Here is a 20,647-nt window from a genome sequence, read left to right on the forward strand (position 1 = left end):
AATAGCGTGTAAGTGGGTACTTACACGCTGATTGAGTTATTTGATTGCGATCTGGGCGTTCTCTTTACTCAGCCTGGTGGCGGACTGAGTCGTGTCAGTGAACAGGTTGACACTGATCGATTCTGTGCCCGGGAAATGCTCGAACCACCCGGTTTTGATGTTGCTCAGCTCTGCAACCTGTTCACACAGGAAGCGGTACTCAACGCTGAACTCGCCATGACCCGCGTGGCCGTGATCTTCATGGTCATTGTGATTATCGTGGTCATGGTGGTCATCATGATCATGGTGTGCATGTTCATCATGATCGTGGTGTTCATCGTGTTGTTGGTCGCTGTGCGCATGTTTGTCGTGGCCATTACCACCGAGTGTATGTGTCGCGTGTGCTTGTGCAACTTGGCACTTTGCTTGTGCGTTGATGGTGAACAGGGCACTGGCGTCCTCTAACGTCGCCATTGCTTGTTTCAGCGCCTGTTCTTGCTTGGCATTTTCCGGTGCATGTTCGAAACCGACAACATCAGCCCCCGGAGCCGTGACTTCAACTAAAAGATCTTTGCCGTCCTGGGCAATGTTGAGTTCAACGTGTCCATGAACGTGAGCACTGTGCTGACGGTATTCATCGGCAACTGCCGTAGCAGATAGAGACAGGCCGATAACAAGAGCCAAAGCAGATTTAGATGGCATGGTGTAATCCTAATTTTACTTTAATCATAAATGCGTAATGGTGCGAAGAAACGCCCGAGTAACGCCGTGGTGTTTTGGTATGGATATTCTGATGATTAAGCAAAATACGGGGGATCACGCGCCGTGTGACGGACCTTGTGAGAATGAGCTTGCCTTTCTGCGTAATCTGAGTGCGCCGAATGTTGAACTGGTGGTGTCGTGAGTGCCGGCAGGGCTTGCGCCAGGCCATGTTGTGCTCCGGCAAACATTTGGCAGTGGTGGTGGCTGTGGTGTTCTGGCACCAGATCGAGCTGATGGGAGATGGTGGCAAAGTTCCATGCAATCAGCAACGCGACACTGAACAGTACAACAGTGCGACGCCAATGATGTGTGATTGCTTGCCAGCGAGAATGCATCCTACAGCCCAATATGATACCCAATGTTATAATATAACATCCATTTTCGCTAAAAGTTCACTCTTTTGTCAGTCTGGCGCAAATTATGTCGGTAGGTCGGAGAAGGCGGATTTAAAGCCGGGGAGAGAGGGGTTCCTGCCCCACGGTGAGCAAGGAACCAGTAGCGATTTAGATATTCTGCTTGATAAGACCTAGCACCTGGTTGATCTCATCGGTAGACAGCGCGCCTTCTTTGATGAACAAGATCTTGCCTTGCTTATCTTGCACGATGATAGCGGAGCTTTGTTCCTGCAGCGCCCAGGAGCTAGCGACGATGCCGTTTTCATCTAACACCATTGACGACCAGGGAAACTCTTTTTTGCTGTCTTGGGCCGACGATTTGACAAATGAACCGGTCCCCCAGATGGCGTCATCCTGATTGATAATCGTGGTGGTCTGGTAGTTCTCTGGCGGAAACTGTGCCGCAGTGATCGCGGTCATCAGCGGGGCATTCATTTCTTTGGCGCTGCTGCGTCCGGCGATCGCCTGGATCACACGGACTTTACCGGTCATGTGTTGTGTCGCCCAAGGTTGAAAGGCTGTGCCGTCACCCTGGAGCACGATTTCACCGTAAGCTTGCACTTCGGCACTTGGGAGCGTACTGCCGACCGAGAGGTTATGGGCTAGGGCCAGGCCCGGAGAAAATGCGAACAAAAGCGGGAGGAGAGTCTTAGTTTTCATATTGTTATGTTCCATATGTGGTTAAAACGCTCCGATTATAGCCTGTCACTGAATAAAAATGTAGACCGTCATTAACAATAATTTAACGTACAAGGTTTGGTAATGTTGCGCAGGCGTTAATATTTGCTAGAATAGGCGCGACGCAACGATTGCCGGAATAGAGCAGTTGATATGCACTCAAAAGGATATTGAGGTTGGTTATGTTACGTGAGTTTGCGGTCTATCGTCCCCATCAGGTGGCGCGCTTTGTTAAGACGTGGTTTAAAGGTACCTTTGCGATTGATGGTATTGGTGAGTTCCGTTTTGATAATGGAAAAGTGCTGCTACCGGATATTAATGATGCGAAACAGTTGTCGGTGTTTAAAGAAGTGAATCAATTGATCGCCACACTGGCAGTATGATCTGATGGAGAAAAAGAGCGATCTGGTCGCTTTTTTTTTGTGTCTATGGTTGAAGGTCCGGCGGAAAACAAACACTGGTGCCGCCTAAACCACAGTAGCCCTGAGGATTTTTGGCCAGATATTGCTGGTGGTAGGTTTCGGCGTAGTAATACGGGCCTGCCGGTACAATTTCGGTGGTGATGGCGCTGCGCTGCGCCTCCGTCAGCGCCTGTTGGTAGCGCTGTTTAGAAGCTTCGGCAATGGTTTGTTGGTGTGGGGAATAAGTATAGACAGCGGAGCGGTACTGGGTGCCGAGATCATTCCCCTGGCGCATGCCCTGGGTGGGATCGTGCTGCTCCCAAAATGTCGCCAGAAGCTGTTGTAAAGTGAGCACTCGCTCATCAAAAATCACCCGGACCACTTCGGCATGCCCTGTTTTTCCGCTGCAGACCTCTTCATAAGTTGGATTGGGGGTATACCCGCCGGCGTAGCCGACGGAGGTTGAGATCACGCCCTCTAGTTGCCAAAACAAGCGTTCAGCCCCCCAGAAGCAGCCCATGGCCAGTAAAATCTGTTGTTGATGCTCGTCGGGCTGAGCGGTTAAGCGGGTGTGATTCACGAAGTGAACGTCGTTGATGGCCATCGGCTCGTCCCGGCCTGGCAGGGCATCATCTATACTGATCATGGTCTGTTTGTTGAGCATGTTAGGTGTCCTTGTGTACATGTCTTATATCGGCAAAGGTTGTCACTCTGATCGAGTCTGAGGCGGCGCTGACACACAATGACGGAAAGCTATTTATATTACAGACTTAGCCTGTAATTGGCGGTATGATTGTTTACGTTAATTTAACCTTATCCGATTAAAAAAAGCATGATAAGAAAAGTTCTCCCAATTGTTGTCAGCCTGCTTATCTTCCCTCATGGTGCTCACGCTGAAATCTCTCTTTCGATAGAGGGGCTAGAAGGGGCGCTAAAAGATAATGTGGACGCGTATGTAACTTCGATTCCCGAGGAGGATTATTCGATCTCATTGCGCTTTCAGTCCCGCTTAGAACAAAGTATCACCGATGCGCTGAATGCGCTCGGCTATTATCATGCCAATATTTCATACGCTATTCCAAATGATGATGAACTGATCGTGACGGTTGATCCGGGGCCACCGGTGATCATCGCTGATTTTGATGTGGTGCTGGAAGGCGAAGCCAACCAAGACCAAGAGTTTCTCGATTTGATTGCCCGTTCCCCGTTGCGTGCCGGCGCCATCCTTCACCATGGTGAGTATGACAGCCTTAAATCGGGCATTCGCAATTTGGCACTGCAGAAAGGTTACTTTAAAGGTGACTTCACCTTGAGCCGGCTGGAGGTGATTCCGGAGCTGAATCAAGCCAATGTTCGCTTACATTACAGCAGTGGCATCCGTTACCATTTTGGCCCGTTAGCCATCAGTGGCAGCCAAATCTGGGAAGACCGGGTGGCTTCGCTGAGGCCGTTTGAACAAGGTGAGCCCTATTTAGTCTCCCAGATCGGCGAGTACAACCAGAACCTGTCGAATACCGATTGGTTTTCATCGGTGTTTGTTGAACCGGATCTGAGCCAGTTGGATGAAGGACGCGAGCTGCCGGTTAACGTCTCGCTGCAACCGGCGGCAAGAAACCAGCTCGAAACCGGTATCGGCTATTCCACCGATGTGGGCGTACGGGGAACCTTAAAGTGGAAAAAACCCTGGGTCAGCAGCCGCGGGCACAGTTTTAATACGGCGTTATCATTGTCCAAACCTGAGCAGACGGTGACAGCGGGCTATAAAATCCCGATGGACGATGTACTGCGCCAGTACTATCAGCTGCAGTTTGGTTTGAAACACTTAGATAACCGGGATACCCAGAGCCTGGAGTCCAACCTGGCACTTGAGCGCCACTGGCTGAGTGATGGCGGCTGGCACAAAACGTTGTTTGTCCGCCACCTCTATGAGAACTATTCTCAGGGTTTGCAGGAAGACGGGGTGAATTTTGTCTTGCCGGGGGTAACTTTTTCCCGTACCCGTACTCGTGGCGGGAACATGCCCATGTGGGGCGACAAGCAAATCGTGACCCTGGAGTACGCTGATCCTGCCCTGTTGTCAGAGACCCGGGTGCTCCGCGTTCTGGGGCGTACGGCATGGATCCGGGGGATCGGTACGGATCACCGCGGATTGTTCCGCCTTGAGGGCGGGGCCAATGTCACCGATGAGTTTGATAAGTTGCCTCCGTCGCTGCGGTTTTTCGCCGGTGGTGACAACAACATACGTGGTTACGGTTATGAGTCGATCTCGCCGCGCGATGAAAGTGGTGCCTTGACCGGCGCTAAGTACACCGCAAGCAGTACGTTAGAGTACCAGTATCGGATTTATGATAAGTGGTGGCTGGCGGCTTTCTATGATTACGGTGATGCATTTAACGATACCCCGGAGTGGAAAGCGGGGACCGGGGTCGGGATCCGCTGGGCATCACCGGTTGGGCCGGTCAGCTTTGATTTTGCCTGGGGGCTTGATGCCAAACCGAATAACGAGTTCCGTATCCACTTCTCCCTGGGGCCTGAATTATGATGAAGCGTGCACTTAAGTGGACCAAATGGCTCTCACTCAGTTTTTTCGGCCTGGTGCTGTTACTGGCGTTACTGCTTGGTACCGTCCTGTTTACTCACCCGGGGCTAAAGCTGCTCAGCTGGGGGGCAGAGCAAGCCCTGCCATCACTGAAGGTCGGTCAGGTGCAGGGCGCTTTGTTCCCGCGTTTTGAACTGCAGGATGTCAGTTTTGTCAATGACTCGCTTAACCTTGATGCCAGGGTTGAGAGTCTGGCGTTAGCGGTTAACTTCCGCTGTTTTTTTGACCCTAAAGTGTGCGTAGATGAACTGTTGCTACAGGGGGTTAATGTGCAGATGCCAGCCCTACCAGCATCGGAACAATCGCCACCACAGGACGCGCCAGCGCTGCAGTCGGTCAGTACGCCACTGCCAATTTTTGTCAATAAGGTCCGGCTCAACCAGGTTGAACTGAATATTCTAGGTCATCATGTTGACTGGCAGAGTTTTGCGACGGCATTGTCGATGCAGGGTGATCGCCTGGTGATTGCGCCAACGCACTGGCAGTCGATTAATCTGCTGCTTGCAGCAGTACAGTCACCGGAGGAGAGCGCCGAACCGCTGGCCGCTGAGCCTGAGCCACAGGTGCGCCAGGACATTGTTCTGCCCGAAATCAGGCTTCCCCTGACGGTCGATGCCAGGCGTATCGACATTCATGATTTTCATTTGACTGGTGAGCAACCCTTGCAGGTCAATCACTTCGGCTTAACTGCTCAAGCGGGTGGCGATCAAGTCAATGTCACCACCCTTGAGCTGGACATGCCACAAGTTGAAGCCTTGCTCAGCAGTCAGGTTACGCTTTCTGGTGACTATCCGCTCAGCGCCCGGCTTGACGTTTTGCTCAAGCAGGCTGAGTTTGAGGGGCAAAGGCTGTCGTTGTCGACCTCCGGCTCTGTGGGCAACCTTAAGCTTAAGGCGCGCTTAGCTGATCGGGTACAGGCGGAGATTGCCGCTCAGTTGCAGCCGCTTAAAAAGCAACTGCCGTTTGATATTTCGCTCAGACAGGTTGAGGCTCAGTGGCCACTGAACGGTGAAAGTGATTATCAGATCATGCTGCCGAGCCTGACTGCCAGTGGTTCACTGGAGCGTTACCGCCTTGCACTGGAAACGGTCGTCAGCGGAAAAACCATCCCCGAACTGGATATCGTTTTACAAGGTCAGGGCTCGCTGGAGCAGATCGACCTTGAGCAACTGGCGGTTAAAACGCTTGGCGGTGAGCTGTCTGGCCAGATCATGGCGAACTGGGCAGCGCCGCTCAACTGGCAAGCTGAGCTGGACTTAAGCCATATTCAGCCGGGATTGCAGTGGCCACAGGCGGAGGGGGACATCAGTGGGCAGGTTGCCACATCGGGCTCGCTGACGGAGCAGGGAGGCTGGCAGATCAGCTTACCCAAGCTGGACATCAACGGCATACTGCGTGGTTACCCACTGCATGTTGCCGGGCAGCTGGATGCCGAAGACCGCAATGGTAACGGCGAGTACAAACTCAACTCTCAGGGGTTGGTCCTGTCGCACGGCCCTAACCAGTTGCACGCCAAAGGCCGGTTAGATAAACGCTGGATGATGGATCTGGAGGTGAATGTCCCGGAGTTTGTGAAGAGCGTACCTGAGCTCAAGGGTGACATGAAAGGCTCAATTGCGTTGCGCGGGCCGTTAAAGCAGCCTGATATTCGTTTGGATCTGGCGTTAAATCGCCTGAACTGGCAGCAGCAAGCCCAAGTCGAAAGCGTGTTGCTGCAAGGTGATGTCAGCCCGGTGTTTTCGCCTGAGGCCGACCTGACACTGGTGGCAAAGAACATTAATTATGATGACATCGTGGTCGATGAGGTCGCATTGACCTTATCCGGCGATGAGCAGTCCCATGCCCTGACTTTAGATGTGATTTCTGATTTGCTTTCTACCAGTTTGCGTATTGAAGGGCGTCTCCAGCAGCAACCCGAGATGTTGTGGCAAGGGGCGCTGCGCCGGATGCAACTGAGCAGTGTCCAGGGGGAATGGCGTTTGCAACGTTCGACCGACATTGCGCTCAATCTCGCCAAACAAACGGCGGATGTGCAGGCGCATTGCTGGCTGCAGGCACAGTCGCGGCTCTGCCTGAGTGAAGATACTACGCTGGGAGAGTCAGGAGAGGCGAAGCTGGCGGTTTATGATTTTGACTTCGCCCAGGTTGAGCATTTCATCCCCAAGCAGACCAGACTACAGGGGCAGGTGAATGCTCAGTTGTTTGCCCGCTGGGCGGCAAAAGCGCTGCCAGAAGTGACGCTTAGTTTGCAACTGCCGCCTGGTCAGGTTGAACAGGCGCTTGAGCAGCCGATAGGCCTGGGCTGGGACAGCGTGGAGGTTAATGCCAACCTGGCGCAGGATACCCTGCAAGCCGATTGGTTGCTGGATGTTACTGACAATGGGGATTTGAGTGGTAATGTGACCTTGGAGGCGGTGTCATCTGAACAGCCGCTGATTGACGGTAAACTGGCGCTGTCCACCTTTAAGCTGGACTTTTTAGCTCCCTTGCTCGGCGGAGGGGAGTACAGTTTGTTCCGGGGCAACATTAACACGGATCTGGCCTTATCCGGCAATGCCCAGCATCCGCAAGTCCGGGGGCAGTTGCTTTTAGAGCAACTCATGCTGAAAGGTGAGGTGACCCAAGTAGATGTCGAGCAAGGCAATGTGGTCATCGACTTTAACGGCCACCAGGCCGACTTGAGGGCCGGGATCGAGACTCCGGATGGCAAACTGGAAGTCACCGGTGCGGCAGACTGGCAGGATCTGCAAGACTGGCGCCTTAATGCGCATGTGTTTGCCAGGGCCTTGAACGTTGATCTGCCGCCGATGGTGAAGATCACGGTTGAGCCGGACATGATCATTGATGTTACTCCTAAGCTGGCGAAAGTGACCGGCGACATTAACCTGCCATGGGGACGCATCGCTATTGAAGAGCTGCCAGCGAGTGCGGTCGGTGTCTCTGCGGATCAGGTGCTGCTGGATAAACACGGCCAGCCCATCAATGGTGAAGAGGTCATCCCGTTCAATGTTGAAACCGATGTTAACATCAGGATCGGTGATGATTTCAAATTGTCAGCATTTGGCCTGAAAGGCAACCTGCGTGGCAAACTGAATGTGACGCAAAAAGACAAAGGGCCATTTATTGTCGGTGAAGTGAATATCATTGATGGCTCGTATCGCTCCTTTGGACAGGATTTGCTGATCCGTGAAGGTAAGATCCTGATGAATGGCCCGGCGGATCAGCCGTATGTCTCATTTAAGGCGGTCCGCAACCCGGATAACACTCAAGATGATGTGATTGCCGGCGTACGGGTCACCGGCCCTGCCAGTGAACCTGAGGTAGAAATTTTCTCTGAACCTGCGATGCCGCAGGCAAATGCGCTATCTTATTTACTACGAGGTCAGAATATTGATGCCGAGTCCGGAGGCAACGCCATGACAACCACCTTAATCGGTTTGAGTCTGGCCAAGAGTGGTCAAGTGGTCGGGGAAATTGGTGAGGCGTTTGGCGTACAGGACTTGCAGCTGGATACGGCCGGTTCTGGTGATGATTCTCAGGTTACGGTGAGTGGTTATATTTTACCGGGGTTACAGGTGAAATATGGCGTGGGGATTTTTAACTCGATGGGTGAGTTTACCGTGCGCTATCGCTTGATGAAGGATCTGTATCTGGAAGCGGTTTCCGGTGTCGACAGTGCAGTCGACTTACTTTACCAGTTTGAATTTGACTAACTCGGGTGGGGGGCCGGCTTCCTATCCGGCGCTCAACAAGGAGCAGTTATGCAGCATTTGGTGTTTGTCTACGGAACCTTGCGTCAGGGTGAGTCTAACCACCACTTTTTACGCACGGCGCAGTTTTTGGGCCATCATGAAACGGATGCTCAGTTTGCCTTGTATGATCTGGGCCTGTGCCCGGCGGTTTCGCATGGGCAGCGTTCGATTCTTGGAGAAGTATACCTGATTGATGATGAGACCCTGCACGCGCTGGATAAGCTCGAAGATGTGCCGGTGGAATACCGCCGCGAAAGTATCAGTACACCTTTTGGTCAGGCGTGGATTTATCTGTATCAGGATTCCGAGTTGTTGAATGAAGAGATCGCCTCCGGAGACTGGTGTCAGCGGGTGTGAACTATCCCTCAACGAGTCACGTAAAAACAGTGGTGATATGTACAAGGACTCAGGAGGTCTGAGATGAAATATCTATCACCGGTTTTAATGCTGGTGCTGGCAGGGTGTGCGTCTTCTCAGGCGCCAAGCAGCAATGACAGCATGGAATGGCAACAGTACGGAATCCAGCGAGCTGAAGCCGGCTACACCAAGCTCGCTGAGCACGAGTTTCACAAAGACGACGAGCTTTATGCGGCATACAGCAAAGGGTACGAAGCAGGTAGAAAAAATTACTGTGCTCAGGATGCGTTTTCTCTGGGTGAAAGTACGCGTTATTACCGTGGCATCTGTGATGACGTGGATGACCGCTTCCACCGTGAGTACGAGCTTGGAAAGACATTACGAGGCAGCAAGCGTTACTAACGCCGGGCCTGATGGTTAAGGAGTGATGATGCGATTAGTGATACCAGCCGTGGTAATGTTAATGCTCTCGGCCTGTGTGCAGACGCAGTTACCCTCATCAATGGATGCAGCTGACTGGCGGGCCTTCGGTAAACAATCGGCGCTAGACGGACTGCGGGCATTGTCTGAAGAGCGCATGGCCGAGCTGGGCAATAGCAATAAGGCCTATCCGGAGCTGATTATGGTTTATCAGGCTGGTTATCAGGAAGGTAAACGAGAGTATTGTGAGCAAAGCGCATATATGCTCGGTGTGATTGGGCGTCCTTATTTCGGGATTTGTGATGATGTCGACCCATTCTTCCGGCGTGATTACGATGCCGGACGTTTCTCGTCTGCCGCAGACCCGCTGTAGATGATGTTATAAGGTAGCAGAAGAGCAGCACTGCGCTGCTCTTTTCTGTGTTATCAACGATCTTGGATATCAAGGTGTACTTATTGGTTCTGTGCCCGTTGATAAGATTCGAGGAGTTCGGCTTTAGCCGCTTCCACATCGGCCCAGCCATCCACTTTGACCCATTTACCCGCCTCCAGCTCTTTATAGCGCTCAAAGAACTGGGTGATTTGGGCTTTGAGCAGCTCTGGCAGGTCGCCAACGTCTTGAATGTGGTCGTACTCTTGAGACAGCTTGCTGTGCGGGACGGCCACCACCTTGGCATCTTCACCTGACTCATCGGTCATTTTTAACACCCCGACCGGTCGACAGCGAATGACGGATCCCGGCATTAACGGGTAGGGGGTTGGCACCAGAACATCCACCGGATCGCCGTCCAGTGATAACGTCTCGTTCACATAGCCATAGTTGCACGGGTAGAACATCGGTGCCGACATAAAGCGATCGACAAACACCGCACCAGAATCCTTATCGACTTCGTATTTGATCGGATCGGCATTGGCGGGGATTTCAATTACGACGTAGATATCTTCAGGCAGGGATTTACCTGCGGGAACGTTGTTCAGGCTCATTTGAATATTCCTTCTCTATGATCATCAGCGGCTGTTTTTAGCGCGATCTGGCTAATTTTTCAACAATTCACTTTAGCGATAAAAATACGGCAGGTAAATACCTGCCGTGTTGGACAAAGGTCTGAAATTATTCTTCGTCGCGATGCAGTTCAAGGAACGTTTCGACTTTTTTCACCATGTTCTTCGAACCGACAAAGAAAGGTACACGCTGGTGCAGTTCGGTTGGTTTCAGGTCCATGATGCGGTTGACGCCGTCGGAGGCAATGCCGCCTGCCTGCTCAATCAGGAACGCCATTGGATTACATTCGTAAAGTAAGCGCAGTTTGCCCTGAGGGTGGCTTTGCGTACTAGGGTAAAGATAGATCCCCCCTTTGAGCAGGTTGCGGTGAAAATCCGCCACCAATGAGCCGATGTAACGGGACGTATATGGGCGACCGTCTTCAGGCACATTTTCCTGACAGTATTTGATGTATTTTTTCACCCCAACAGGGAAACGCACGTAATTACCTTCGTTGATCGAATAGATTTTACCATCTTCAGGGATCATCATGTTTTCATGGGACAGACAGAAGCTGCCAATCGAAGGATCGTATGTGAAGCCGTTGACACCGTTACCTGTGGTGTAAACCAGCATGGTTGATGAACCGTAAATCACATAACCGGCCGCGACTTGTTTGTTACCGGGCTGGAGAAAGTCTTCCTCGGTTGGCGGGGTGCCAATCGGGGAGACGCGCCGATAGATGGAAAAAATCGTGCCGACAGACACGTTGACGTCGATGTTCGAAGAGCCATCGAGTGGGTCCATGAGCACAACATATTTGGCGTTCTTATTCAGTTCCTTATTGAACGCGACCGCTTCATCTTCTTCTTCACTGGCGACGCCGCATACTTGATCCCGCGCTTCAAGCGCAGCTTTGAACTTGTCATTCGCATAAACATCAAGTTTCTGTTGGTCTTCGCCTTGTACATTCTCAGTGCCGACCGCTCCGGTGATATCACCCAGGCCGGCTGCATTGATTTCGCGGTTGACGATTTTGGCAGCGAGGCGAATGGACGCTAAAAGAGATGAGAGATCACCGCTGGCGTGGGGAAAATCCGCTTGTTTTTCAACAATGAATTCGCCTAGGGTGCGCATTCCTGACATGGTATATCCTTACATTTTCGTTTCTGTGGGGGTGGGGCGCAATAGGGCATCTCTTGTTGGATGTTAAACGATTACGCTGATTGTTAGTGTAAATCGCCGATCTTTTTAATGGTAATGAAGTAACTGCTTGACTTCGCAATTTATTTGTTGAGTTGTGGGGGGAATTTCAATGGCTTAAGTAAAGCGCTCAGTCTCTGCGCAATCCGGTCAGATTTGTGGAAGGCCGTGCAAGAAGCACAGGAAGTGGCTCGCTTTTCTGGCAGAGATGGTGATAATGAATGCTCTCATTGCACGCATGATAAGGTTTTCTTCTATGCACATTCATATCCTGGGTATCTGTGGCACCTTTATGGGCGGCGCCGCAATATTAGCCCGTCAGTTGGGTCATAAGGTGACGGGGTCCGATGCCAATGTCTATCCGCCGATGAGTACTTTGCTTGAGTCTCAAGGTATTGAAATTATTGAAGGATTTGACCCTGCTCAACTTCAGCCGCAACCGGATTTGGTGGTGATAGGCAATGCGATGAGCCGCGGTAATCCGTGTGTGGAATACGTGTTGAACCACAACCTGCGTTATACCTCCGGCCCGCAATGGTTGCAGGAATTTTTGCTGCATGACCGCTGGGTGCTGGCGGTATCCGGTACACATGGTAAAACAACCACCGCGAGCATGCTGGCCTGGATTCTGGAAGATTGTGGTTATCAGCCCGGTTTTCTGGTTGGTGGTGTGCTGGGTAATTTTGGCGTCTCGGCCAGGCTCGGCGAAAGCATGTTTTTTGTCGTCGAAGCGGATGAATATGATAGTGCTTTTTTCGACAAGCGTTCAAAGTTTGTGCACTATCACCCGCGTACGTTGATCATGAATAACCTTGAGTTCGATCATGCGGACATCTTCGACGATCTTGAAGCGATCAAGCGGCAGTTTCACCATTTGGTGCGCACAGTCCCAGGTAATGGTTTGATCCTGGCGCCGCTGCAGGATGCGGCGCTTCAGGATGTGATCAAACGGGGTTGCTGGACGGAGCAACAGTTCTCCGGCGTTGATGGTGACTGGCAGGCGCATAAGTTAGTTGTCGATGGCTCAAAGTTCGATGTTGCTCTGCAAGGTGACAAGGTCGGTACTGTGGAGTGGGGTCTGGTCGGCGACCACAACGTGGATAACGCACTGATGGCGATTGCTGCCGCCAGGCATGTTGGTGTGGCTCCGGAACTGGCGTGTCAGGCACTGGCGCGCTTTATCAATACCAAGCGTCGTCTGGAGCTGAAAGGAGAAGTCCAGGGGATACAGGTGTATGACGATTTTGCTCACCATCCGACCGCGATTGCGCTGACGCTGGGTGGATTACGTAATAAGGTCGGTGAGCAGCGTATCTTAGCGGTGTTGGAACCTCGTTCTGCCACCATGAAGCGCGGCGTGCACAAACAGACGTTGGCGGCTTCATTACAGGCTGCCGATGAAGTGTTCCTGTTCCAGCCCGACAACATTGACTGGTCGGTGCAAGACATTGCAAATCAATGCCAGCAACCGGCGCTGGTGGACGACAATATTGATCACTTAGTGGCGAAGATCGTTGCCAGCGCTCAACCCGGGGATCGTATCCTGATCATGAGTAATGGTGGTTTTGGTGGCATCCACACCAAGTTACTGGAACAATTGCAATACAAAGCCGGATCGGGCATCGAATAACATGGCACAGCAGAAAGCAATTACATTAGCCCTGACCGGGGCGTCGGGCGCGCCATATGGCTTGCGTCTTCTCGAGTGTTTGGTGGCAGCAGATTACCACGTTTATGTGCTGATCTCTTCTGCTGCCCGGGTGGTCATGGCGACCGAACATCAGCTTAAACTGCCTAGTGGTCCGGAAGCGGCGCAACAAGCGCTGGCGGCGCACCTTAAGTGCGATCCGGACAGGCTGACGGTGTGTGGCAAAGATGACTGGTTTTCACCGGTTGCGTCCGGGTCGGCCGCACCGAAACAGATGGTGGTGTGCCCGTGTTCGGCTGGCAGTGTGGCAGCGATTGCCCACGGTATGTCGGATAATTTGATTGAGCGCGCCGCCGATGTGGTGCTCAAAGAGCGCGGGCAGCTGATCCTGGTCGTCCGGGAAACGCCGTTCTCCACCCTGCATCTGGAGAACATGCATAAGTTGTCGCAAATGGGGGTAACCATCATGCCGGCGGCGCCGGGCTTTTATCACCAACCGCAGTCGATTGAGGATCTGATCGATTTTATGGTTGCGCGTATTTTGGATCATCTGGGCATTGAGCAGGGGCTGGTGCCGCGCTGGGGCTACGATCAACGCGGCTAAATCTGCACGGCGTGCGCCCCGTCGTGATCGACAAGTAGCTTATCAGGCGAAATAACATTACAATCTTTCCTACTCATCGGGGAGCCGAGCCACCGGGGATTGAGCGGATCAATACCTGTGGATGCTGAGACCTCATTGGTGTACCAAACCACACCGAGGGACCCGTCGACCTGAACCAGATAATGCTGGCGTAGGAATTGAGTCTGGATACGGGAACTTCCTTGATACCCATCTCAACCCCTGTGCCGCTCTAGTTATGCCCATGCAATACCAATGGAGAGCGAGCCGTGAAAACCACTCTTAGTCTGATTGCCCTTAGCCTGATGTCCGCGTCGGCTCTGGCTGCGAACGACACCTTAACCGTTTATACCTATGACTCTTTTGCCTCTGACTGGGGCCCGGGGCCTAAAATCAAGCAGGCTTTTGAAAGCCAGTGTGATTGCCAGGTAAACTTCGTCGCCCTGGATGATGGCGTCTCTATCCTCAATCGTCTGCGTCTGGAAGGTAACAACAGCAAGGCTGATATCCTGTTAGGGCTGGACAACAACCTGATGGCTGAAGCCAAGCAGACCGGTTTGCTCGCCGAACACCAGGTCGATACCTCGGCAGTCACTTTGCCAAACGGCTGGAGTGACAGTACGTTTATACCCTATGACTATGGATACTTTGCCTTTGTGTATAACAAAGAGAAACTGGCCAATCCGCCGAAAAGCCTGAGCGAGCTGGTCGAAGAGCGTGATGATCTGAAAGTGATTTATCAGGATCCCCGTACCTCGACACCGGGGCAGGGCCTGATGTTGTGGATGAAGTCGGTATATGGCGATCAGGCAGCGCAAGCCTGGCAGAAGCTGGCGAAGAAGACCGTGACGGTAACCAAAGGCTGGTCTGAAGCGTATTCGATGTTCCTTAAGGGCGAATCGGATCTGGTGCTGTCTTACACCACCTCGCCGGCGTATCACTTGATCGCAGAAAATGATGACAAGTACGCCAGCGCGGATTTTGCTGAAGGTCATTACATGCAGGTTGAAGTGGCTGCTAAAGTGAAAGCTGCCCGTAACCCTGAGTTGGCGGACGCCTTTATGCATTTTATTCTCAGCGATGAATTTCAATCGGCGATGCCGACCGGTAACTGGATGTATCCGGTCACGAACGTGGCATTGCCACAAGGTTTTGATACCCTCAAGGTTCCGGGTAAGTCACTGAGTTTCAGTGCGGATGAAGTGGCGGCAAAGCGTCGCTCCTGGGTCCGTGAATGGCAAAGTGCGCTGACGTTCTGAGTCGGGTGTCATTTTGAACCGGGTTCCATTTATCGGCATAGGGGTCGCGATGATCATCGCGACCTTTGTGATCTCAGCTCTTGGCGCACTGATCATCGAAGCTCCCTCGCTGGACGTGTCTGTGATCTGGGCCGATCCCTATTACCGGCACGTCACAAAGTTCAGTTTTTACCAGGCGTTTCTGTCCACCTTGCTTAGTGTCGGCTTTGCCATCCCCGTAGCACACGCTCTTTCGCGACGTGAGTTTATCGGCAAGTCTATTCTGCTTAAGCTGTTTGCTTCCACTCTGGTTCTACCCGTGTTGGTCGGGGTATTTGGCCTGTTGGCGATTTATGGCAATAGTGGTTTGCTCGCCGGGTGGCTGCAAGGGCGGGGAGGAGAACTGCCCTTTTCCATTTACGGATTAAACGGGATCTTGTTGGCACATGTGTTTTTCAATTTGCCCTACGCCGCGCGGTTATTGCTACAGGCGCTTGAATCGGTACCGGCTGAGCAGCACAAGCTGTGTGCCCATCTGGGGATGAGCCATTGGGATAAGTTTAAATGGGTGGAGTGGCCGCGCTTAAGGCAGCAGTTGCCGCATGTCAGTGGCTTGGTGTTTATGCTCTGTTTCACCAGCTTTGCTACCGTGATGGCTCTGGGGGGCGGCCCCAGATCGACCACCATCGAACTGGCCATTTATCAGGCGATCAAATTTGACTTTGATCTGCAGGCCGGCGCTTTATTGGCCCTGTGGCAAATGCTGTTGTGTGGTGTGTTGGCTGTGGCGGTGCAGAAGCTGACCAAGCCAGTAGCAGTAAGTGCCGGCAGCATCACGCGCCAGCGTTACCTGACCAGGGATCATCGGTGGTCAAAAGCCTGGGACAGCGTTTGGATCACCGGTAGTTTTTTACTGGTGGTGCCGCCTTTGGCGACGGTGATATGGAGCGGGATCAATGAGCAACTGTTGCGCGTACTGAGCGATGAGCGTTTCTGGTCGGCTCTGCTTAACTCGCTGCAAGTGGCGCTGAGCGCCAGTACGCTGGCACTGTTGGCGGGGGTGGCGATTTTACTCACCAGCCGCCGCTGGCGGCTGCAATACCAGAATGCCCGCGCAGATCAGATCGAACTGATCGGAACGATCATCTTAGTCACCCCGGGGCTGGTGATCAGCACCGGGCTGTTTTTATTGTTGCGCAGCTTCAGCGACGTGTTCAGTCTGGCGTTTATCGTAGTGATAGTGGTCAATGGTCTGATGGCGTTGCCTTACGTGATCAAGACGCTGGCGCAACCGATGCAGCATATTGAGCAGCAATATCATCTGCTGTGTGCCAGTCTGGGCATGCGCGGCTGGCGGCGGTTTGTTGTGGTTGAATCGCGGGCGCTGCGTAAACCGCTTGCCCATGCTTTTGCTATCAGTTTTATGTTTTCCATCGGTGATTTAAGTGCCATAGCCCTGTTTGGCGGGCAGGAGTTTCGCACCCTGCCGCTGTACCTGTTTCAACTCCTCGGCAGTTATCAAATGCAGGCGGCAGCCGTCGTATCGCTGGTGTTGTTGTCATTGAGCCTGGGGTGTTTTAGCGTGGTTGAAAGAGTGTTGAAAACCAAGGAGAAAGCCAGATGTTAGAGCTGGATAAGGTTGTGTACCGTTATCAGCATGAAGTGTTTCATTTCGATTTGCGGCTTGCTGACGGACAGATCGTTGCCCTGATGGGACCAAGCGGGGCGGGGAAGTCGACCCTGCTGGCTCTGGTGGCAGGGTTTATTCAACCGGAGCAGGGCGATATCCGTGTGGATGGCACATCAGTCATCCGGCAAGAGCCTTATTTGCGGCCGTTTTCCATGTTGTTCCAGGAGCATAACCTGTTTGCTCACCTGACGGTACGTGACAATATTAGTCTGGGGCTGCATCCTGGTTTGAAGCTGAGCAAAGCACAACGACAGCAAGTGGAGCAGGCTGCGCGGCAGGTTGGGGTCGCCGAGTTGTTGGATCGTTTGCCGGAGCAGCTTTCCGGAGGGCAACGTCAGCGGGTGGCACTGGCGCGTTGTTTTGTCCAACCGCATAACATCTGGTTGCTGGACGAGCCGTTTTCGGCGTTAGACCCGGTATTACGTGAAGAGATGCTGGCGCTGGTAAGTGCCTTAGCGGCAGAACGCGGCATTACGGTATTGATGGTTACCCATCACCTGAGTGACGTCAGGGCGATTGCTAGCCATTTTGCTTTCGTGGCGCAAAATCAAGTGATCGCATCTGGCGCGATTGACACTTTGACGGACGCGCAGCAGCCCGCTCTGTTGCAGAGTTTTATCCGCGCGGCAGGCTAGCGGATACAGCCAGCGTGAGGCCGGTGATTGCCCGGTAAGTCAGCCGACACGCCGGGCATGCTGAACAACGCGGTTACGCTTGTGGCTTGACGACCATGACGTTGATTTTGGAGTATTCCACCACTTTACTGGCCACCGAACCCAGCATTACTTTGTCGATTTTCGAGCGCTTGTGACTTGGCATGATGATCAAGTCGGCCCCGAGGCGTTCGGCGTATTCCAGAATGGTCGCGTACGCTTTGCCTTCCGCAACGTGGATTTTATATACCACCTGATCATCGATGTGTTTGTCGGCAAACTCTTGCAGCTGCTTCTTCACATCCTGCTTCATTTTTTTGGCCGCATCTTTCGGGAAATAGGAAGCCACCATCGACATATGAATCCCCGGCAGTACGTTCAGCAGGTGTACTTCCGCATTGGCTTGTTTGGCATGCCACACCGCCAGTTCTACCGCGCGGTCTGAAAAACCTTGATCATTCAGATCAACCGGAACCAGAATTTGTTTATACATTCTCTGTCTCTCATTATGGCCCCATCAGCCAGGGGCCTCATCGGTTATGCGCTCAATTGTTCCTTACGAGCACGACGTTTTTGATTCATGGCCAGTACCAGCAATATCAGCAGGCAAGGTACAAATACCCACTCTTTCATCGGGCGATCGGCATCCTGCACCACCGATTTGATCTCCCAGTCAAAATCGATACCGGAAGATTCTGCCGGGCTGCCGAATTCCACCATATCCACGATCATTTTGCCGTCAGTTTCGTTCAGCATCAGCCCCATTGAGGCAATCCGGCTTTCGGCATCGACTGCGTTGTCGTCAAATGGCAGGCGAACGGTTTTTTCGACGTAATCCCCTTCTAAGTTCTCACCGGCCACCCGTAACTCTATGGATTCTCCTACATGCAGCGTTTCGGTAATTTGCGCTATCTCAACTCCGGGAGAAAGAACTTTGGCCGGGTAGAGCATGTCCCACCAGAACCCCGGGCGGAAAAATGAGAATGTCAGGATCAGCAGCAGCAGGGTTTCCCACCATTTGTTTTTGGTGAACCACCATCCTTGGGTGGCGGCCGAAAAGATCAGCATCGCGATGATTGAAGAGATCACCGTTAAGGTGAGGTGCCACCAGGTATCAATGCCCATCAGCAGCAGTTGGGTATTGAACACGAACATAAACGGCAGAATCGCGGTTCGGATGTCGTAGGTGAAGCCCTGAATACCGGTCCGGATCGGATCGGATTTAGCAATCGCAGCGGCGGCAAAAGCGGCCAAACCAACCGGCGGGGTATCGTCAGCCAGAATGCCGAAGTAAAACACGAATAAGTGCACCGCAATCAGCGGGATGATCAAACCGTGGGCTGCACCCAATGTTACGATCACCGGAGCCATCAATGTCGAAACAACGATGTAGTTGGCTGTGGTTGGCAGTCCCATACCTAAGATCAGGCTGATCACCGCGGTGAACACCAGCATCATAATCACGCTGCCACCGGAGATAAACTCGACAAAATCGGTCATCACCAGGCCAATCCCGGTCAGTGTTACCACCCCGACCACGGTACCGGCCGCCGCGGTTGCCACACCGATACCGATCATATTACGCGCGCCAGATACCAGGCTTTCTGCCAGGTCGATAGCGCCGTCTCTGGTTTGCTGGCCCAGGTTTCCGGTTTTGGCCAGAACCGCAATTAACGGACGCTGGGTCAGCAGAATAAAGATCATAAACACCGTCGCCCAAAATGCAGACAGACCCGGAGAGAAGCGCTCAACCGTCAAACACCACACCAGAACGACAATCGGTAACAGGTAGTGCAAGCCCGACTTGATGGTTGGGCCGGGATCCGGTACTTCGGTCAGCTCGGCATCAATTTCGATCGCACCATCTTGGATGTGATTGGCCGAGATTTTTACCAGTCCGACATAGGCCAGTAGCAACACGACGGTTACGATCGGCGTGGCGGCAGCACCGAAGACATCTTTGGTCCATCCCACACCGTAGTAAACCAGAGCACTCAATACGCACAGGCCTAAAATAGTGCCGGTAAACGACAGTAAGCTTTGTAACAGGGTAGGATTATGCCGACGAGGTAAGCCGGTCATGCCCGCTTTGCAGGCTTCCAGGTGAACAATGTAAATCAGGGCGATATAGGAAATCAGTGCCGGTAACAGGGCCGCTTTGATCACTTCTACATAAGAAATACCCACATACTCGACCATCAAAAACGCCGCGGCGCCCATGATCGGTGGTGTTAACTGACCATTGGTGGAGGCGGCGACTTCGACTGCCCCTGCTTTGGTGCCGGGAAAACCGACCCGTTTCATTAGCGGGATAGTAAAGGTACCCGTGGTGACGACGTTGGCGATGGAAGAGCCGGAGACCAAGCCAGAGAGGCCAGAAGCGACCACGGCAGCTTTCGCCGGGCCGCCCTTCATGTGGCCGAGCAGAGAAAAGGCGACTTTAATAAAGTAGGCACCGGCACCAGCGCGCTCGAGCATGGCACCAAATAGGACGAACAGGAACACAAATGAGGTGGATACCCCAAGCGCCACGCCGAACACACCCTCGGTTGTCAGCCACAGGTGTGACATCGCTTTGTTCAGGCTGGCCCCTTTGTGGGCAATCACATCCGGCATATACGGACCGGCAAAGGTATAGGTCAGGAACACAGCTGCAACCACCATCAGAGGGGGCCCCAACGCACGACGCGTGGCTTCCAGCAGCAATACCATCCCGGTGACGGCGACGACAATATCCAGGGTGGTTGGCGCTCCGGAACGTCCCGCCAGCTCGGTGTAAAACAGATAAATATACGCGGCGGCAAAGCTGCCGGCCAAAGCGAGCACCCAATCAATGACGGGAATGGTGTCTCGGGAGGAATTTTTCGTCGCCGGATAAGCGGTAAAGGCCAAGAAAATCGCAAATGTCAGATGAATTGCACGCGCTTCGGTATCATTTAACACGCCAAAATTAAAAACAAATGGCAGCGGCGAGGCATACCATAATTGAAAAAGTGACCAGCAAAGCGGGACAAACCAGAGGATTCGTCCTTGCAAACCCTGTGGGCTGCGTGCTCCGGTATCTGCTTGTGCCACCATTTCTTGCACATCTTGTGACGGAGTGTTATTCGTCGCCATGTACTTTTCCTTATTATTGATGGTCCTGTCGATGTTGTTGTTTTCGAGAACCCCATCTCGCCTATATCAGTGTAGTGAATGCGGCAAGAATTGCTTTTCGAATGATCTCTGGCTTTACGCACCACCGAATGAGTGGGAGAGCAGTCATGCC

19 protein-coding genes and 1 riboswitch are annotated in these 20,647 nt (G+C 52.8%); of the genes, 11 read left to right on the forward strand and 8 right to left on the reverse strand.

Features of this window, described 5'->3' with window-relative positions:
• Positions 1-36 precede the first annotated feature (36 nt).
• From P2G85_RS05690 to P2G85_RS05700, 3 genes are all read right to left on the reverse strand, one after another.
• Positions 37-681: a DUF2796 domain-containing protein gene (locus P2G85_RS05690; RefSeq protein WP_275863132.1), complete on the reverse strand. Its 645-nt coding sequence runs from the start codon at positions 679-681 to the stop codon at positions 37-39.
• Between the two features lie 95 nt (positions 682-776).
• Positions 777-1,076: a DUF2607 family protein gene (locus P2G85_RS05695; protein ID WP_275863133.1), complete on the reverse strand. Its 300-nt coding sequence runs from the start codon at positions 1,074-1,076 to the stop codon at positions 777-779.
• Between the two features lie 168 nt (positions 1,077-1,244).
• Positions 1,245-1,796 (reverse strand): YtfJ family protein, encoded by a 552-nt coding sequence (locus tag P2G85_RS05700; protein ID WP_275863134.1) that lies wholly within the window; start codon positions 1,794-1,796, stop codon positions 1,245-1,247.
• A 200-nt stretch (positions 1,797-1,996) separates the two neighbouring features.
• On the opposite strand from P2G85_RS05700, the gene P2G85_RS05705 reads away from it, so the two are divergent.
• The gene (locus tag P2G85_RS05705; protein ID WP_275863135.1) at positions 1,997-2,197 is read left to right on the forward strand and encodes a DUF1107 domain-containing protein; all 201 of its coding nucleotides are present in this window, start codon (positions 1,997-1,999) and stop codon (positions 2,195-2,197) included.
• A gap of 43 nt (positions 2,198-2,240) precedes the next feature.
• On the opposite strand, the gene msrA is transcribed toward P2G85_RS05705, so the two are convergent.
• Entirely contained in the window at positions 2,241-2,879 is a 639-nt protein-coding gene (gene msrA / locus P2G85_RS05710) for a peptide-methionine (S)-S-oxide reductase MsrA (protein WP_275863136.1), read from the reverse strand.
• Positions 2,880-3,047: 168 nt separating this feature from the next.
• Between msrA and P2G85_RS05715 the strand changes: the two genes are divergently transcribed.
• From P2G85_RS05715 to P2G85_RS05735, 5 genes are all read left to right on the forward strand, one after another.
• Positions 3,048-4,757, forward strand: coding sequence for an autotransporter assembly complex family protein (locus P2G85_RS05715; protein ID WP_275863137.1), 1,710 nt, complete (start codon positions 3,048-3,050; stop codon positions 4,755-4,757).
• Complete coding sequence (locus P2G85_RS05720; RefSeq protein ID WP_275863138.1) at positions 4,754-8,527, forward strand: translocation/assembly module TamB domain-containing protein; 3,774 nt, start codon at positions 4,754-4,756, stop codon at positions 8,525-8,527. Before P2G85_RS05715 ends, P2G85_RS05720 begins: the two co-directional genes overlap by 4 nt.
• A 48-nt stretch (positions 8,528-8,575) precedes the next feature.
• On the forward strand, positions 8,576-8,923 hold the full coding sequence (locus P2G85_RS05725) for a gamma-glutamylcyclotransferase (protein WP_275863139.1): 348 nt from the start codon (positions 8,576-8,578) through the stop codon (positions 8,921-8,923).
• 63 nt (positions 8,924-8,986) lie between these two features.
• Positions 8,987-9,325 carry a DUF2799 domain-containing protein gene (locus P2G85_RS05730; RefSeq protein ID WP_275863140.1) on the forward strand — a complete coding sequence of 113 codons (339 nt, stop codon included), beginning with the start codon at positions 8,987-8,989 and terminating at the stop codon, positions 9,323-9,325.
• A gap of 28 nt (positions 9,326-9,353) precedes the next feature.
• The gene (locus P2G85_RS05735) at positions 9,354-9,716 is read left to right on the forward strand and encodes a DUF2799 domain-containing protein (RefSeq protein WP_275863141.1); all 363 of its coding nucleotides are present in this window, start codon (positions 9,354-9,356) and stop codon (positions 9,714-9,716) included.
• Positions 9,717-9,796: 80 nt separating this feature from the next.
• Here the strand turns inward: P2G85_RS05735 and ppa are convergent, their stop codons facing one another.
• Together ppa and fbp are read right to left on the reverse strand one after the other, a co-directional pair.
• Positions 9,797-10,327, reverse strand: coding sequence for an inorganic diphosphatase (ppa, locus tag P2G85_RS05740; protein ID WP_275863142.1), 531 nt, complete (start codon positions 10,325-10,327; stop codon positions 9,797-9,799).
• Positions 10,328-10,454: 127 nt separating this feature from the next.
• Entirely contained in the window at positions 10,455-11,471 is a 1,017-nt protein-coding gene (gene fbp / locus P2G85_RS05745) for a class 1 fructose-bisphosphatase (RefSeq protein WP_275863143.1), read from the reverse strand.
• 313 nt (positions 11,472-11,784) lie between these two features.
• Between fbp and mpl the strand changes: the two genes are divergently transcribed.
• From mpl to thiQ, 5 genes are all read left to right on the forward strand, one after another.
• The gene (mpl, locus tag P2G85_RS05750; protein WP_275863144.1) at positions 11,785-13,158 is read left to right on the forward strand and encodes a UDP-N-acetylmuramate:L-alanyl-gamma-D-glutamyl-meso-diaminopimelate ligase; all 1,374 of its coding nucleotides are present in this window, start codon (positions 11,785-11,787) and stop codon (positions 13,156-13,158) included.
• Between the two features lies 1 nt (position 13,159).
• Positions 13,160-13,780 carry a flavin prenyltransferase UbiX gene (locus tag P2G85_RS05755; protein WP_275863145.1) on the forward strand — a complete coding sequence of 207 codons (621 nt, stop codon included), beginning with the start codon at positions 13,160-13,162 and terminating at the stop codon, positions 13,778-13,780.
• A gap of 67 nt (positions 13,781-13,847) precedes the next feature.
• Positions 13,848-13,994, forward strand: a riboswitch (TPP riboswitch).
• A 73-nt stretch (positions 13,995-14,067) separates the two neighbouring features.
• Entirely contained in the window at positions 14,068-15,057 is a 990-nt protein-coding gene (gene thiB / locus P2G85_RS05760; protein ID WP_275863146.1) for a thiamine ABC transporter substrate binding subunit, read from the forward strand.
• A gap of 13 nt (positions 15,058-15,070) precedes the next feature.
• Positions 15,071-16,663 carry a thiamine/thiamine pyrophosphate ABC transporter permease ThiP gene (gene thiP, locus P2G85_RS05765; RefSeq protein WP_275863147.1) on the forward strand — a complete coding sequence of 531 codons (1,593 nt, stop codon included), beginning with the start codon at positions 15,071-15,073 and terminating at the stop codon, positions 16,661-16,663.
• The gene (gene thiQ, locus P2G85_RS05770; protein ID WP_275863148.1) at positions 16,657-17,361 is read left to right on the forward strand and encodes a thiamine ABC transporter ATP-binding protein; all 705 of its coding nucleotides are present in this window, start codon (positions 16,657-16,659) and stop codon (positions 17,359-17,361) included. The genes thiP and thiQ overlap by 7 nt, the downstream gene beginning before the upstream one ends.
• A 73-nt stretch (positions 17,362-17,434) precedes the next feature.
• Here thiQ and P2G85_RS05775 read toward each other — a convergent pair whose 3' ends face one another.
• Both P2G85_RS05775 and P2G85_RS05780 read right to left on the reverse strand, forming a co-directional pair.
• A complete protein-coding gene (locus P2G85_RS05775) occupies positions 17,435-17,872 on the reverse strand; it encodes a universal stress protein (protein ID WP_275863149.1) in 438 nt (145 codons plus the stop codon).
• Between the two features lie 44 nt (positions 17,873-17,916).
• Positions 17,917-20,496 (reverse strand): TRAP transporter permease, encoded by a 2,580-nt coding sequence (locus P2G85_RS05780; RefSeq protein ID WP_275863150.1) that lies wholly within the window; start codon positions 20,494-20,496, stop codon positions 17,917-17,919.
• Positions 20,497-20,647: the final 151 nt, after the last annotated feature.

It is taken from the genome of Vibrio sp. CAU 1672, assembly GCF_029223195.1.
GTDB lineage: Bacteria > Pseudomonadota > Gammaproteobacteria > Enterobacterales > Vibrionaceae > Vibrio.